At 41.0% G+C, this 14,926-nt stretch carries 10 protein-coding genes and 4 pseudogenes; 2 read left to right on the top strand and 12 right to left on the bottom strand.

The features are described from left to right. Positions 1 to 101: 101 nt before the first annotated feature. Positions 102 to 1,001, bottom strand: a pseudogene (locus H6G41_RS23075) (ISLre2 family transposase); the annotation flags it as partial. 174 nt (positions 1,002 to 1,175) lie between these two features. Continuing rightward, complete coding sequence (locus tag H6G41_RS23070) at positions 1,176 to 2,756, bottom strand: IS1182 family transposase (RefSeq protein WP_190748981.1); 1,581 nt, start codon at positions 2,754 to 2,756, stop codon at positions 1,176 to 1,178. A gap of 465 nt (positions 2,757 to 3,221) precedes the next feature. Here H6G41_RS23070 and H6G41_RS23065 point away from each other — a divergent pair. Further along, positions 3,222 to 3,734: pseudogene (locus tag H6G41_RS23065) on the top strand (IS1634 family transposase); the annotation flags it as partial. A 704-nt stretch (positions 3,735 to 4,438) separates the two neighbouring features. Here the strand turns inward: H6G41_RS23065 and H6G41_RS23060 are convergent. From H6G41_RS23060 to H6G41_RS23040, 5 genes are all read right to left on the bottom strand, one after another. Then, complete coding sequence (locus tag H6G41_RS23060; RefSeq protein ID WP_190748978.1) at positions 4,439 to 4,744, bottom strand: hypothetical protein; 306 nt, start codon at positions 4,742 to 4,744, stop codon at positions 4,439 to 4,441. Between the two features lie 22 nt (positions 4,745 to 4,766). Then, positions 4,767 to 5,708, bottom strand: a complete 942-nt coding sequence (locus tag H6G41_RS23055; RefSeq protein ID WP_190748989.1) for a ParM/StbA family protein — start codon at positions 5,706 to 5,708, stop codon at positions 4,767 to 4,769. Positions 5,709 to 5,873: 165 nt separating this feature from the next. Then, positions 5,874 to 8,096: an AAA family ATPase gene (locus H6G41_RS23050; RefSeq protein ID WP_190748977.1), complete on the bottom strand. Its 2,223-nt coding sequence runs from the start codon at positions 8,094 to 8,096 to the stop codon at positions 5,874 to 5,876. A gap of 289 nt (positions 8,097 to 8,385) precedes the next feature. Beyond that, entirely contained in the window at positions 8,386 to 9,498 is a 1,113-nt protein-coding gene (locus H6G41_RS23045; protein WP_190748974.1) for a ParB/RepB/Spo0J family partition protein, read from the bottom strand. Positions 9,499 to 9,500: 2 nt separating this feature from the next. Further along, the gene (locus tag H6G41_RS23040) at positions 9,501 to 10,307 is read right to left on the bottom strand and encodes a ParA family protein (RefSeq protein ID WP_190748972.1); all 807 of its coding nucleotides are present in this window, start codon (positions 10,305 to 10,307) and stop codon (positions 9,501 to 9,503) included. Between the two features lie 409 nt (positions 10,308 to 10,716). On the opposite strand from H6G41_RS23040, the gene H6G41_RS23035 reads away from it, so the two are divergent. Next, on the top strand, positions 10,717 to 10,860 hold the full coding sequence (locus H6G41_RS23035) for a hypothetical protein (protein WP_190748970.1): 144 nt from the start codon (positions 10,717 to 10,719) through the stop codon (positions 10,858 to 10,860). Positions 10,861 to 10,928: 68 nt separating this feature from the next. On the opposite strand, the gene H6G41_RS23030 is transcribed toward H6G41_RS23035, so the two are convergent. The 5 genes and pseudogenes from H6G41_RS23030 to H6G41_RS35310 all read right to left on the bottom strand — a co-directional run. Then, positions 10,929 to 12,509, bottom strand: a complete 1,581-nt coding sequence (locus H6G41_RS23030) for an IS1182 family transposase (RefSeq protein ID WP_190748968.1) — start codon at positions 12,507 to 12,509, stop codon at positions 10,929 to 10,931. A gap of 157 nt (positions 12,510 to 12,666) precedes the next feature. Next, the gene (locus H6G41_RS23025) at positions 12,667 to 12,999 is read right to left on the bottom strand and encodes a hypothetical protein (protein WP_190748966.1); all 333 of its coding nucleotides are present in this window, start codon (positions 12,997 to 12,999) and stop codon (positions 12,667 to 12,669) included. 20 nt (positions 13,000 to 13,019) lie between these two features. Next, positions 13,020 to 13,866, bottom strand: a pseudogene (locus H6G41_RS23020) (IS5 family transposase). A gap of 324 nt (positions 13,867 to 14,190) precedes the next feature. Beyond that, entirely contained in the window at positions 14,191 to 14,463 is a 273-nt protein-coding gene (locus H6G41_RS23015; RefSeq protein ID WP_190748964.1) for a hypothetical protein, read from the bottom strand. Between the two features lie 141 nt (positions 14,464 to 14,604). Further along, a pseudogene (locus H6G41_RS35310) lies at positions 14,605 to 14,733 on the bottom strand (HU family DNA-binding protein); the annotation flags it as partial. Positions 14,734 to 14,926 lie beyond the last annotated feature (193 nt).

Here is a 14,926-nt window from a genome sequence, read left to right as displayed (position 1 = left end):
ATTTAGTCGAAGAAACTTCCAAATATAATAAAGAATAGGAAGTGGTTCGCGATAATCTATCGCGAACCACTCTTTCTTTTCCACATCCCGTGAAAAGTCAGACTAATTCCTAAGCTAACTAAATGCGCTTCTAAAATTTCTAAAAGCGCTTTATATCCGTCATAAGTCCCATCATTAGTAATAGGAATCTCAGAATTATTTACTTTTTTACCTTGTTCATCAACAACATAAATTGTGAATAACTTTGGCTCAATCCATTGACCAATAAACCCGTGTCGCTTGGTTTGAGAGTTTTTTCTCCCCTTTTTATTGATTCGGATTCTACTCCGACCGCCATCTACAGTAATGACAACTCTTTGGTCTTTAAGAACATTACCTTCAGGTAAAATCCCCTGCTGTCGATTTAATATTTTAGATTGACGCAAGTTGATGCCAATTTGACCAAATTTATATGTTAACCGCTCAATTCTTTTGAAACTAAGTTTAATTCCCCAGCCTGTTAAAATTGTGCAGGCAGCTTCAAATGAACTAGCGATTGCGCCATATTGAGCAACAGTTGACCATACCAAAGGGGTTAATCCTTCTGACATTCCTAACCAGATTAAAAATGGGCAGAATCCTGAGCCTGAAAATTTATTTTTGTCCTTTTTATCCTTGATAGATACTACATATGGTAATTTTAAAGTAACTAGAACATTCCCGATTGTTAATATTTGTCTAGTCCGATAACCATGTTTTTGAGTTGTGGGCTGCCTCCACAGTTGGGTCTGGGTCATTGCTGTGTCGAGAGCCTCTTGAGATTGAGAAAGGTTATATAAAAATAAAGCAATACATTGACCGGCTAAAACAAGTGCTGCTTCTCTAATTTTTTGTTCTCTTTCTTGAACCACTCGTCCATCCCATTCTTTAACATTGGTTAATTCTAAAAGTTTTGTAACCTTAGCTTGAAAATCTGACAAGGAAAGAGTTAAATCTAAAGTCGCATATATATTTTTTTCCATAAAGGTAGGCGTTTCCCGTCTCAAAACTATTGCTACTCGGGAATTCTACCTTTTTTTCGTATCCACAAAAAAAATAATCTGAACTGATATTATCACTACCCTCTATCTGGAAACTATCTAAGTATTAATACTATTAATTATGTATTTAATAAATTTATGTACTGAAAAAAGTGATTAGCGATCGCACTGCTTTTTGGGTCGTCTAACAAAATCGCATTGCTCCCGATGAGTTTTAGCTAGCCCAATATAACGGCAATCGCGCATGGAAAAGGCGCGAATTCCTTGAGAAATAGTTCCTTCAATGCCTGAGCGGAGTGCATACTGTTTTTGGAATTCCTCAGTTTTTTGTCGAACTCTTGCTTTTTGAAGAGCTTCATAATCAGATTGCACCTGTATACTTAACCCGCGCGGGTTGGTTTTTGCACGAGTACATTGGCTGCGAACTGGACAAGCCAAACAATCACGCTGCCGAAACTCAACATAAATTAGGGGTTTATCATAAAAATTTTTATTCTTTTTCCAAAGGTAACTACGCTTGCCTTGAGGACAATAGACCGCTTTCTGCTGCCAATCTATCTGAAAATGAGATAAATCAAATCCCAGTCCGGCTTTTGCTTGCCATCCAACATTCAAGGCTACTGGCCCCAACAGGTCAATGTCATAGTCTCGCTCGGAACTAGAAAGTAATTGTGCTGATGTGTATGCTTGGTCAACCAAATGCTGTTCAGGCAAGAGGTTTTTTTCGCCCAGAGCTTGGTGAATTGAGGGAACAACTGTTACGTCTTGAGTTGTTGCAATAGTCGTCTCTACATGAGTGATCATGTGAGGTGAGTCTTCATCACAACTTTCTGTTAGATGCACTTTGTACCCTGTCCAGTTAGTAGTGCGTTTGGTACTGTTACGCGCATCTTCGTCATAGGGAGAGCGAATTCGTACTGCCCCCGGTGGCCCATCTTTTTCGTTGCGTAACTGGATATTGTCTGTTGGTGCATAGTATTGCTGTAACCAAACCTGACGCAAGATTTCTACGGCTGGCAGTTGCCGCAGTTCGGTGGGGGACGTTTGGGAATAGATGTTATCGAGTAAATAAAAGCCATCAGCCCCTATTGTCTGGGCTAAGGCTTCTCGCTCTGAAGCTGTTCTTGGCAATCGGGTATCTTCAAAACGTCTGCTATAGCGGTCATACCACTCGACCGGAGCTAGTGACTTCAGCCAAATAGGTGCAACTTCAGCGACAGCATTCAAGGCATAACGCAGAGTTTCCCCCAAATGTTCCAGTCTTGTTAGTTCTCTGACTACAGCTAATATATGGGTTGAGTCAGTGCGCTGTTTTCCCCTTGCTGACAGTAGTTTGAGTTGCTGAAATTTCGACAGCATCAAGTCTAGTATTTGCCGCTCAACTCCACCTGTGATTAATCGGTCACGGAATTCGCTTAAAACACTAAAATCAAAACCGGGGTCTGTCAACTCCAACGACAAAGCGTATTTCCAATCAATCCGCCCTTGCACTGCTTGGGTTGCTTGTCTATCAGATAAATTTTCTAGATATTGCATCACCAGTATCATCGCTAACCGCCAAGGTGCTTGCGCTGGCTGACCCCGTTGTGGATACAATGATGCGAAATCTTCATCCTGGTAAAAGACCCCAAGTTCATCACGCAGTCGCATATAAAGATTACCTTTTGGGAATGCGGCCTTGGCTATGCGTACCGTTTCATTGGGAATAGGAGGAATTTCTTCAGGATGTAAGCACATATACTGCCTCCACAAGTATTTCTTCTAGTTTATTGATTATTGAGGCAGCTAACTAAATTTTTTTCTCTCCGTGTAATACACGGAGAGGCGAGTTGATCTTTTCCATGTATTACACGGAAAAACCGCCGTTTTTATGTTAAGTAATGTTTCGCCAACAGTATCCGTATCCCGGTTGTACCCCATTAAACGCTCACGAGTCCTAGCATGATCTGCTCTTAAGGCTTCTTCTCTTAAGATTGAGGCACTCTGGTTCCAGCGATCGCATTCTACCTTTAGCATTCCTGTTTGATTTTCTACCACACCACCTATCCACAGTAATATGTTTTCTGCGAAAACTCCAGTTTTCAAGATGGATGAGGTTTAGACCGGAGGCGGAGCGTCTCCGGCTCCGCTCATCATCATTTCATCTACATGGAGAATATAAAACTAGTTTGCCAGAGGTGATATTTCCAAAAATGGACAGACAACTATTATCAGATTTCAGCAACTGTCTCACAAAATGACAATGCAATTGCTATCGAAACCAAAAGTGCTGGGCGTTTTATTATTGCCACAAATGTCTTAGAATCTAAGCAACTTGACAATAATAAAATGATTAAAGAATACAAAGCACAGCAATCATGTGAAAGAGGATTTGGCTTTTTGAAAGACCCATTGTTTTTTACAGATAGTATTTTCATTAAAAGCCCCGAAAGAATAGAAGCATTGGCTATGATAACGGGGTTATGCTTACTAGTCTACACACTGGCACAAAGACAAATGAGGGCAGCTTTATCAGCGTCAAAATCAACCATTAAAAATCAACTGGGTAAATCAATCAATAACCCCACATTAAGGTGGATATTTCAATGCTTTGAATCAATTTATCTTGTCACATTAAACCAGGAAACAGATATTTCTAATTTAACGAGCCAGAGAAATTTTATTCTGACATTCTTACCAGAAGATTGCCGCCGTTACTACACCTGCATAACTTAATTTTATCTAGATTCTTAAGGGTGCTACTATGTTTAACCGGACTATTTAATTTCATTATTAGTCCTGAATTATTATGCTGAAAACCCTACTTAGTTTGACATTTATATAAGCTTTAATTAATCATTAAATAAAAATTATAATATCTGATTATTATCAGCTCCTCAAGTTGCTTGAATTTTTTATTACTTCTTATTGAGAATAGTCTAAATGCCTCTAAAACTTCTTAAAATATCTTTTTTACTCATTTAATGTGTTCTTTTATTCTCTATTGATGAATCAACCTCAGTAATAACCGATTGTGACAGTGCTGGGTACGGAAGGAAGGTTATAGCTCTTAATGACGAAGTTACGTTATTTTTGCGTAAGTACTGCTATAAAATTAAGGATATTTAAAGGCTACTTTGGTATTTTGACTCAGGTAATCGCTTAATTTGTAGCCCAAAAAATTCTTTGTTGAATTCCAGCTGATGCTTGAAATAACGTAAAATATCTTATGATGATGTCTCTATTTGCTGCTATGGTTTAATGTATTGCAAAGCCAGTGCTTCGCAAAAGTGTTGCGCGACATTACCTACGACAAACCCTTGCTAAGAGCAGATCATAGATTTCATAGAGTAAGTGTTTCTTAGTTTTTTCTTTCGCCAAAACTGGGTGAAGAAGAGAACGGGGTAGTTGGGGGTGCGAACCCCACACACGCAACTTACTTATAAATCAAAATCAAGAGTGAATGTCTCACCTTCTGAATCTTCTTGTTGCTGATGTGTAGATGGCGTTGGAGTAGACTGTTCTTCTAGGTTTTGCTTTGTAGCATTAGGAGTAACCATAGCTGGATGTGTGACTACTGGGTATATCGGGAATGCACCTTTTTTAAACGCAAAATAGCAATCAATGATAAAGTAAAGCGTTTCTAGGTAACTTTTATCTAATTGTTGTGATTCTGCAAATATGCGTTCACGGTAGCTGTCTTTAATACGAATTTTTTCTGGGGTTGAGTCTTGTTTGTCTGCCATTGTTATCTTCTACAAAGTATGCTTAAGTATTCTTTTTGACAATCGCTTTAGCCATTTCTAGGAGTCCAAAGGCATTAGCTTCTACCGGATTATCCAGAATTCTGAACCCATTCTTCTCTAATAACTTCTTAAATCCAGGTAACAGACAACCGCCACCAATCGCCCAAATTTCGTCTCCAGCGTGTTTGGCATCAAGTGTGAGATTCACAACTTTCTTCAAGTATTTTTCATACCAATCTTTCAAACAAGCGCTGTAGACATCTTTGATATCAATGTCACGGCTATACCTGGTATGTCCCATTTCTAGACAAAATCGAATCTTTGATGGGTCACCGATTTTACCGCCATTAAGATGTTTCATCTTTTGGGAGATATCTTCTATGAGGACTTCTACACCCGTGGGATAAGGAGTGTGAACTTCACGCTTACCTTGGTTGTACCGAGAATACAGAGTGGTACCATTGCCAAAGTCTAAAACGGTTAATTTTGGGGGAAGTTGTTGCCCAAACAATGCACCCATACCCTCTGGGACGACTTTGAGTACTTCTATCTTTACTTCGGAAACTTTGCCAGCAAGTATTGGTTGGTATTCTCCATTGAGTACTTGTTTTAATTCGGATGCCAAACCAACATCATGTAGGCTGACGACTAACTTTAAATGCCAAGCCTTACGGTGTGGCAGATGTGCCAATGCACCCAATAATGTAATCAATGCATTATTGACTTTATTTTCATTGCTGTCAGTATTTCGTTCAAAATGATAACCTGTACGAAAAGCAGATTCGCCGACGGTGTAGGCAGTACCATTGAAAACTACTCTTCCGGGAACATCTTCCATATCGACAGAAGAAATATAACTGGGAACGCGAACAACATCAAAGCCATCGACTAAAAGTTTGATGCTACCGTAACCGTTATCAAAGCCGGCGGGAAAAATTTTTTGTAAGGTGTGAATGTTGGTCATGGGGGTCAAGTGGGGCATAAAGTATTAGTGGATCAAAAATACCCTAAGTATTACCTATATATACCCTATATAGGAGGTAAAATGAGCATAAAAATTTTCAAGTATTTATGGGGTATATATAGCACCTACTTATACCCCATGAATTTTTGTAGACTGCTAACAATGTCAAATTTTGTACGCTGCTTTCACAAAAGCAGTAGAACTCATCCAACTGACTGTTTGATTGAGCAAGGAGCGCATAAATAGCTCATTGAGAGAATGTATTTCAAGAGATGTCAGATTCTGAGCTAGTCGCTCACCATAACTGGGTCGATTTGCATTAGCTCTAAACAAGCGCTCAATAAAGCCTGAGGTAATGTGTATTGGTGTTGTGTTCTGCTCAACTGATACTTCGACTGCTAACCCCGCATCTTCAAAAGCTTGCTGCAAATCAAAAGCATCCCAGTTCAACATCGGGTCTGATTGATTCGAGTAAATAGCCTCTTCAGCCGTAACTAAACGCTGATACAATTTTTTATCCAACTTTTCTGGCTCAATTAAGCGATAAAGCCTTTGTGTGTGGCGTGGGATTGATTCCGCCAGCAGTATTTTTCCTGAAGAAGGCAGTAATTTAGCTAGAATTTGGGCCGCGCTCGCTTTATCCGTTTGGGCAAACAATACATTGCGACCAATAATGTAGTCAAATATTACTCCTGGCGTTTGTGAAGCTAACACAGCAGGTAGTTCAGTGATTTGGGCATTTAATATCACTGGACGCATCAGTTGTGGAAGTGCAGCTGCTTGTTCAATTAGAGCAAGAGCATCATTTTGACTATTAACACAAGCATAAACTCCACCTTCCCCGACACGGCGGATTGCTTCCCAGGTGAGTAAACCACTACCTGCATTTAAATCCAAAACCAAATGATGACGTTGTAATTGGGCTAAGGTGAAAATGCGATCGCGTATTACTGCTAATTGCGTACCTACTTGCGAAAGAGTACGTTGTAGCCATAATTCACTAGTTCGGTCGATACTGCCATAAGTGAGAATTTCTAGAGAAGCAACACCCATTCCTTCTACTAAAGCAGCTAATTGAGCTTCACGGTGACTGGCAACCTGAGCATTAATTTTTTCCTCAAATCCCTGCATTGATGGCTGATAAAATACTTGTCCTTGTAAGCTAGCAGGCAAGTATTGCTGCGCCACCCAATGATCTCGGTAAGCATGAGGGTATAGATAGCCGGCTCCATGCCCAAATCCTTTTTTATCTCGATTAGCATCTTTGAGATGATTGGGGATATCTGCTGACTTTTCGCTCTCAACAGCTGCCAAAGCATCGAAAAAGCCCATAATGCTGTTTGACTTTGGTGCAGTTGCCAAATAAAGTGTTGCTTGCGCTAGATGATATCGTCCTTCTGGCATACCAACGCGATCAAATGCTTCGGCACAAGCATTGACTACGACAACAGCATTGGGGTCAGCTAGTCCCACATCCTCACTAGCAAGAATCAACATTCTGCGGAAGATAAAGCGTGGGTCTTCACCTGCATACACCATTTTCGCTAGCCAGTATAGTGCTGCGTCAGGATCTGAGCCGCGTAAGCTTTTGATAAAGGCGCTAATAGTATCAAAATGAGCATCACCTTCTTTATCGTATAAAACCGCCCGCTGCTGAATTGATTCTTCGGCGACTGCCAGGGTGATATGAATAACATCATTAGAATTAGCTGATGTCGTCTCTACAGCTAATTCCAAAGCATTCAATAGTGAACGAGCATCACCATTGGCAACATTAACTAGGTGAGCTAACGCATCATCATCAATCTGCACTTTCAGCTTGCCATAACCACGTTGAGAATCATTTAGCGTTTGCTCAACAATCCGGTACAAGTCTTCATCCTTTAATGGTTGAAGCTGAAAAATCCGCGAACGACTGACTAGCGCTTTATTAACTTCAAAATAAGGATTTTCTGTGGTTGCGCCAATTAAAATAACTGTGCCATTTTCTACCCAAGGCAGCAGTGCATCTTGTTGAGATTTATTGAACCGATGAACTTCATCTACAAACAGGATAGTCCTGCGGTTGTGGAATTTGCGTTGCTCTTGTGCTGTTTCAATAGCAGCGCGAATTTCTTTAACTCCCGAGAGTACGGCATTAATCGCAATGAAATGAGCGCGAGTTGTATTAGCTATCACACGCGCCAAAGTTGTTTTACCAGTGCCTGGTGGCCCATAGAATATTAGTGAGGATATTTGGTCTAGACTTATGGCACGTCTTAGCAGCCTTCCAGTGCCGAGGATATGGTCTTGACCAACAAATTCATCAAGAGTTTGAGGACGCATTCGCGCTGCAAGTGGAGCTTCCACCGCTGTGACTTGGGCTAGATGCTGATCGAATAAGTCCATAAATTGGCAATCCCTGTAGAAGCAAATTTTAAAAAATCTGACTCATTAAAAAAGCTCGGTTTTTGCAAGATTATAAAAATCTTTGCAACTAGACCGCGCTTTTTGGCAATATCAACTGTAAAGTTAGTAGCTCTAGCTCAATACCTGTAAGAATCAATCTTTATTGTGTTCTACTTTGAATGGAAAGCGTAATTAGTAGCTGAAATTTTCAGGCTATATCACTTCCATTTTTTCTGTCAGCTTGAGCTTAATTAGCAAAATTCAGGTTTTCAAAGTAGCACAGTTAAATTCAAACATTGAGAACTTTAGAGAGCGCTACTAACTTTTGCTCTAGTAGTGTTCGTAACTGTTGAAGCTGTTCATGGCTAGCTCCCTGTAGCGAATCCTCAGATAATTCCTTGATTTTTTGAATTACAGCTTTCACTTCTTTCGATTCAGATTTTTTGTGCTTTAAATATTTATCCTTAATTGCTTTAATCAGTTCACGGGTTTCTGGGACTGTCAAGTTTTCGTTTAATACTTTATTTGTGGCGGTAATTCGCACAGAGGTTGCTTGTTCTTCCTTTATGTCAAGTCCTTTTGCTGAAAGTGTTGCCAATGCTAAAGCGTGAGCGCCCTTCAAGCCCCTTTGCCTAATTGCATCTTTCAAATCTTGAGGTAAGAATAGCATTGGCATAAGATTAGCTTTTACAGAACTTGGATTTAAGCCTAGTTCTAACAGTGCTAAAAGTAGACTTTGCTCTGTATCTATAACTCCTAACTGTTCTAAACCTTGTTGCTGCTTTTCAGTACTAACATTGATGAGATTTGTTAGTTCTTTACTGTTACCATCTCTTTCTATTCGTTTAAGTACTGTTCCTAAAAGTGTAAATATTTCATCTATTGTTAAATCTGTAGACTTAGTTACTTCTTTAAATACTGCCTCTGCCTTATCTAAAGGGTTTAAATCCTCAAAACCAAGAAAAGTAATAAGTGCAGATTGGGTTAAGTCTTTAGGCATTGGAACCACTACAGCACGAATGGTTTTCCATCCTAGAACCCTTGCACCCTCAGTACGCAACTGACCATCAAGCAGCATATAGCGTCCGTTTTCCTGAAGTACCAGGATAACTGAAGAAATTTGCCCATGCTTTTTTAGTAGACGTGCTTTTGCTTGAATTGATTCTGATGTAATTGTCTGCCGAGGTTGGTTGGGATTGGGATCAATCAGGTCTAAGTCAATTTCAACTTCTCCTGATTGATTTTGTAGCTGTTCTCGAAGTTCTTGTAGTTCTATTTCTAAATCTGGGGATTGAGTAGCTCTTAAACGCTCCACTTCTGCCTGAAGTTCGGCAATTTTCTGTTCTTGATCTGTCTTTTGAATTGCGCCACTGAATCTGTCAGCAATTTTTGGTAAAGCCACAGTTACTTTTTCTCCTTTTTATCTTTGATCAAAGCTGCTAAATCGTCTGCTATTGGTTTGAAATCTTTACAAGCAGGATGCTTAGGACGGTAGGCTTGTAAAGGCAAGCCGTGAGCGCTAGCATTTTTGAATTCATTTGAGTTACGAACCTTGGGGTAAAGCTTCAAGTGTAACTGATTAGCAATTTCTGGCAATTGCTCCAAATACTGTCGATGCATTGCCACTGACTCATCGTACATACTTGGTACAAAACCTAAAATAGGTGGTCTAGGGTCAAGATGTAATTCTTCTGCTGTGGAAATACACCATTCTACTAGCTCGGCTGAACCAGAAATTGCTTTCATTTCCAGTTGTACTGGTACCAAAATATGCGTTGACGCTGCTAAAGCATTGACATTGAGCATTCCCAAGGTGGCTGGACAATCCAAAATTATTAAGTTATGGGGTAGTGGAAAACTCTTGAGGCGATCGCTTAGTGCGTACTCTCCTCGTTTCCTAATTACCAATTCGTTTGCTATCTCAGCTAATAGTGGATGTCCTTGGCAAACTTCTACATTGATATTAAAATCTTTCCAGACTGGAACAACAGACCAATTTCCTTTGAAATCCTTGGATAAAACTTCTATCAAAGTCTTGGATGCTTCTGCTGGGGCTAGTCCACAAAATACATCTAAAGAACGTTGTGGATCTAGATCAATCATTGCTACTGAAAAGCCACGTCGGCTCATTTCATAAGCAAGATGTACACTAAGCGTAGTTTTACCTACACCACCTGCATTTGCCAAAAGTGAGATAACTATCTGCTTCATAAATTGCTTTTTGTCGAATTTTAAAATTCGACAATGATCGATTTAATATCTACTTTTAAAGATGTTACTGGTGAAAATTCCCTTAATTGAGACAGTTGTCTTTATAGTTAAGGTACGCAGTTTTGTCTGCTACCATATCATGTCTTACGAAAAGTGCCTAGCTATCATTTTGATGTTATGAAAGCAGATAAATAATATTAATGTATTGCTCTTTGGCAAGATTTACTGATCATAAATGTTTCCCAAATTTCTAAACAGTATTGAAACTTTTTCTGATGTCGTATTTTAAAATACGACATCTTAGGCAGAAGAAATTAACTCATGTCATCAACAATAGCTCTTGGAATCGGTTATTAGCGTTCTACACTATTTGGCTAATTGCATCCAACAAAAATAAACCCAAATCTTTATGCAGTTCTTCATTATGCTGCGGACACCCTGCTTCACAATCACTTCAGATGCTAACGCATATGCTTTAGCAGCGAAATTGGTCAAGTCAGAAAAGTTAGCTTCTGCTGCTCCATTACCACCAGAACAAGTGTCAAAAAAGTAGCCAATTGTTCTAGTTTATTTTTGCGTAACTATTCCATCCACATTTAGGCTAGAACACCGATTCAGTAATCAGATAGAAGCAAAGTTAGGCTCAGTAGTGTTGGTAAAAATTCTGGCAAGGACATGAAGATTGTGAACAACTGCTACGCGACGAAGATCAAATAAGTTTTTGCGAGAACCAACATAACGAGCTTGCTCACCTTGCCAACGACCGATATGGGATAAAGAATGCTCAACACAAACACGTTCACGGAGTTTGGCACGACCAATAGGGGTTAATTGGCGTTCTCGTAATTCTCGAAATAATGGTTCTTCTGGGTGAATCGAAATACTGCGTCCGCGTGGTGAGCTAGTGCAAGATTCCCTTATAGGACAAGTCGCACAAACCAACGGTGGAAATTGGACTTTACCACCCAAAGTAAAAGGTAAAGTTACCTTATTAGGGCAACAAATAGTGTGATTATCCCAGTCCAAGACAAACGCAGTTTTACCAAATTTTGTCCCGTTGTGGACGACCCAAGCCTTGCAGTAAATCTTGAGTTGCTCACTAAGATTTTTAACGAACGTGCTACTTAAGTAAGCTCGGTCAATATGCAATTCCGTGAGTTCGACATCTTGAGATGTTAAGTCCTGAGTAATCGCATCGGTTACTGATGCTTCTGGGACATTGGCTTTGGTAATACCAACAGCGCGAATCATTCCGTTGTCTAAATCTCGTAAAACATGACGTTTATAGCCATCAATTTTCTGGCTACGGCTTTTACGTCCATGTCTCATCTCTTCGTCTTCAACTGAAATACGCCGTTCTTTGGCAACACCAGAGCGCAGTTTCACCTCACCATTTGTATCAACTTCCACATCCTGTGTTTCGATTTGCCTTGCTGTCTCAAGAGTTGAACGAAGTAGCGGATGTTCATTTTCCGTAGGCTGTGTTTGAACAAAAGTCTCAACTCTCTCTAAAGCATCCAGTACAATCCCCAAGGCCAAATTTTTCTGATCAGGGTCATCCCAGTTTAAGTCTAAAGCGGCTTTCAAGCTTGAACTAGCGACCATATCCACGCCAATATCTTTGGCAACTTCGGCCAGCCCCCTGCCCTGCTGGCTTGATATCACGCCAATCGCTTTTTTGAGCGCGTGACCCAATAAATTATATGTATCTTCGACTTTCGATGCTCCCCACAACGGGCTGGAATCTAGTGCTGCCCGTAACTGCCTTGAGCCAAACCCCTTGCTCTGCTCTGCTAATTCTACTGTTCTCTCAATTAGTCGTCGGTCAAGTCCTTGGATAATTAGCGCCGTGCGAAATCTCGCCAGTGTTGCCTGAGAAAAGGGAGCTTGTTCGCAATCGATGCAATCTACTACCAACTGCCAACGCCTGTCCATGATCAATGCTTCAATTGCTTCCGCATCCGAGGCTCCTGTGTAGGCTTGCAAGATTGTCGTCAAAGCTAACTGTGCTGGTGGTACTGGGGGATGCCCTTTGGGAGAATCTGCGTACAGCTTGCCCAGTTCTTCTTGAAATTGCTCATCAAATATTTGATGACGGTATTGCCGCAAGAACGTAAATAGCTTTGCTCTTTTGATCCGCTTGACGATTTTTTGCTCTTGAGCATTAAGTTCGGTCGGTGGATGCCAATGGACTGGACGCATACGTATACTCTCGGTCTTTCATGCATCTGTGTAACATCGAATATACCTGAAACATGAGCACACTTTTCCTTGAGAGTTGATTAAGTCTCTATGTTCCGTTACTAATGCCTACAATCATTACCTGATCATATTTTGCTCTATTTTTACCTTCATCCTTTTACTCTATATGAGCTTGATTTGCTCTCGTTTCTCCATTACTGAATCGGTGTTCTAGATAAAGACCATCACCAGCGACGTGAACGTTACCTGATTTGTCAACTTTTAGTTCTGTCACCGTAGGGTTTGTGCCTGAATCTATGCGTTCTATCCAACGCTGCTGACCTGTGGTGCCATCATATTTGATTATAAATGCTCCTCGTCCGTAAGTTGAAGAAGCAGCGTGCCCACCAGCAAATACTTTACCTTGAGCATCTACATCAATAGCGTTGATGAAATCTTCTTTTGATGTATTTACGGTTTGCTCCCAAATTGCATTACCATCCTTATCCAAGGCTAGGGCGTGTTTTCAAACTATAACCACAACAAAATGGAGGCGATGATTATCATGGCTGTATAATTGGCTGCAAGTTTTTCATATCGGGTAGCAATGCGACGAAATTGTTTGATTCGGTTAATAGCGCGCTCAACAACGTTGCGTTGACGTAGATTTCACAGCTAAATGGGCCGCGTCGCAGTTCATTTGAGCGTCGTGGGATGGTCAAACGAATACCACGGCGGCGTAAGTAATTACGTATTCTCCGACCCGTGTACCCCTTATCTCCCACTAATCGTAAAGGGCGCAAACGTGGACGACCTCGCCCAGAACGCTTAACTGCGCCTTGTTCCATCAATTGTTCTAGAAAAATTGACTCGTTTCTTTGACCCGGACTGAGAATAAAGGTTATGGGTTTACCTTTCCCTTCGCATCGAATGTGTATTTTTGTACTGAAACCACCACGAGAACGACCTAGTTTTTCATCTTCTTCTCTTCGAGACGCTACGCGAACGCCCCCTTTTTTCCACCATCTGCGTGTTGGTGGGCGCGTACAACTGTGCCATCTACATAATGTACTTGTCAATCCAGGTTTTCTTGTTGATCTGCGTAGGCGTAGCCTGCCGCAGGCATCGCTTGTAGATGTTCTAAAATTTGGTTCCAGACTCCGGCTTTTTGCCAACGGTAAAACCTTGTGGCCACAGTCTGCCACTTTCCATAACGTTCCGGGAGGTCTCGTCACGGCGCTCCGGTTCTGAGTATCCAGAGGATGCCATTCACCACCGTGCGATGGTCATTATTTGGCTTGCCTGTTTTTGGTTTTTCTGGTGGTAGTAGCGGTTTTAACCTCGCCCAGCGTTCGTTACTTAAGTCTCCTCGGTTTATCATCATTGCAAAGCGATCGCCTACTTTTTTAGGATACAACGAGTTTGAAAACACGCCCTAGCCCTCCTCAATATGCAGATTTTGAGTAGCTTGACGCTCCCCGCCCAAGCGCTACGCTACATACGGGGATTCTTGCTTTAATGAGCAACCTTGCCTAAACCAATTCTGTTTACCACGGCGATGCCCGTTCTTACAGATTAGGTTAGATGTGCAATATGGGCAGTTCATCCCTTAATGGGAGCAACGCCAAAATTTGGCTCTTATTTTTCGTTTCTCAAAGTGACAAAAGAAAATTAATTGTTGCAACTAACCATAGAGAAAATATCAATCACAAAAATTATCAACACGTAAATCTCGCCAGATGTCAGAAACCTGCCAGCCAGTGTTACCCACAAACTGGAGAACTGGAGCGTCTTGCACTGGAGCGTAAACGTGAAGATATTCAGTGAATTGGCTTTCTACCTTCACATCTGGCTGCTGCTCAATGATAGGTTCATCAGCAGAGACTGTCTGGGCGGGAGAAACTTCCTCAAGTGCTGGCTGTGAAGCAACAGACTTTTTGACAATCACTAGTTCCGGTTTTTTGATAGGTTTCATGTTTATCTTGGTCTAAAAAGCTTGATAGCAGAAAAACAGTTGAACACTCACGTTTTCCACCTAGCGTTGCCTATGCTTTGCGATCGCACCAATCACTGCGGCTTTGCAGTGATTGCATGGACAGAAGTTCAGTTAATGCATTTATGGTGCAGATGATGATACTTTTGAGCGGAACTGCTTGAGTGCAGAAAATGCAGGCACTGTCGTAGCTGGAATAGTGATTTTTTCCTTGGTTTTGGGATTACGCCATTCACGCTCTGAGCACTCGCGTCTGACTCGATCACTCATGGCTAAAATCGCCATGATGATTTGACTCATTTGTCGCATCGTTGTCACTTTTATCTGTGGTAGTAGGCATTGCAACAATGCTAATATGTCGAACATGGGCTGTATGTAGCTTTTGAGTTATCGTTTTGGAAGACCATAACTCTACTACATTAACCCTTCCTCTTCATACTCTTTT

It is taken from the genome of Tolypothrix sp. FACHB-123 (assembly GCF_014697075.1).
Taxonomy (GTDB): Bacteria; Cyanobacteriota; Cyanobacteriia; order Cyanobacteriales; family Nostocaceae; genus Aulosira.
This window is presented reverse-complemented; position numbering and strand designations above follow the sequence as displayed.